Source organism: Oleiphilus sp. HI0117 (assembly GCF_001635235.1).
Window position 1 is genome coordinate 1 of sequence record NZ_LWGA01001272.1, and the last position, 1,605, is coordinate 1,605.

Here is a 1,605-nt window from a genome sequence, read left to right on the forward strand (position 1 = left end):
ATGATTCGGCGTAAACATTATGAGGATGCAGAAAAACTACTACGGGTCATAATTACCAAAGACCCGGAGCAAGTTGAAGCTTTGGACCTTCTTGCGCAGGTACTGCAAAGACAAGATAAAACCAAAGAGGCCCAGGCAACCGTCGAACAAGCTATCTCGCGGTCTCCAAACTCCCTGCACAGACAAAAGCAATTGGCAGAGCTATGCTCAGAAAATAAAGATAGTAAGGGCGCAATCGAAGCCTATCAAAACGTAATGAAGCACAGTGAACAGTCTGTCTACGCCCGGCCAGAACACTGCTTCGATTTCGTTAATTACCTTGCAGACGTTGCCAAGCAAGAGGGTGGCGATATCAATGCCAACCCACATGTTAAGGAAGCCTTCGACTTGCTTGATAAAAGTGCCAAACGCTTCGCTAATCAGGGGAATATCGAAGAGCATACAAAATTAGTCGCTGCCAATGTCAATGCAAATATCGGCAACATCGACGAAGCCAAGCAAGCTCTTGACGACCTGCTAGGCGAAAGTCATGACGCTCAAGACCTCTCTGCGAGTAGCCTTAAACTAGCAGCACAAACACTAAGCAGTCTGGGGGAAGAGGACAAGTCGGAACATTTACTGGAACGCGCGGCTGACCTGGCAAAAGAAGATAGTGCACTGGTTGAAGATATTTACTCGCAGCTCAACAAGGGAATTGGCAGTGAAACCCGCCAGCGAGCAGCTAAAATTAATAAAATGGGTATCAAACTCTATGGAGAGAAAAAAGTTAAAGAGGCAGCAGAGGAGCTAAGACGCGCCCTTCCCCTCACCCCAAGGCATATCTCGCTCAACCTGAATTTGGCGCAAGTACTACTACGACTATATAAACGCAGTGCGGATGCTAGCTTATTGAAAGAAGTCGACGAGTACCTGCATCGAGTCAGACATATTCCCCGTCACCACAAAGAGTATTCACGCTATCATTATTTAATCGAGCGCCGCGCCAGCATGGAAGAAGCAAAAGACTAAAGCGACTCCTCTTTCAGTGGCGCTTTCTTCCTACCTTCTATATAGCGACGGAAATAGCTTCGTAACAAGGGTATGCGGTAAACCAGTATCCCACAAAAAATTAACACACAACCCAGCAGCTGATTGCTTGTCATTCTTTCGCTTAAGAAATATGCGCCTAAGATTGCTGTCCACACGGGCTCCAGAATAAAAACCATGGCCGCACTGTTTGGGTCCAGTTTTGCTAGCGCTTTAGTTTGCAAGGCGAAACGTAAACTTGTAGCGATAAAAGCGCTGCACAACAGCCACACCCAAGCCATATAGGATAAATCAGCTGGCCAACTCTCAGTTAGCAGTGCGGCAACTGTCGCGACGATTGCAATGGCGACAAGCTGTAAAGATGTCAGAGCCATATAAGAGATACCTTGTGCATAACGCCCCGTCAAAATGACATGCAGCGCAAAACCCAAAGTTGACATAAAGAAGAAAGCATGGGATTCCTTAAATTCAAAGCCCAAACCACCTCCTGGCTCAGCCCGTAATGCTAAAAGCGCCAAACCAATAACTGCGGGAATCAACGCACAAATAAGGTAGAAGGTGATCTTGGTACCAAAGATT

General features: G+C 46.7%; 2 protein-coding genes. One reads left to right on the top strand and one right to left on the bottom strand.

The annotated features are described in order from the left end of the window. On the top strand, positions 1-1,008 hold a 1,008-nt coding region (locus A3757_RS22135; protein ID WP_068740308.1), incomplete at its 5' end, for a tetratricopeptide repeat protein. On the opposite strand, the gene A3757_RS22140 is transcribed toward A3757_RS22135, so the two are convergent. Further along, a partial coding sequence (locus A3757_RS22140; RefSeq protein WP_197470223.1) for a DMT family transporter occupies positions 1,005-1,605 on the bottom strand: 601 nt, incomplete at its 5' end. The two genes, A3757_RS22135 and A3757_RS22140, sit on opposite strands and share 4 nt — an antisense overlap.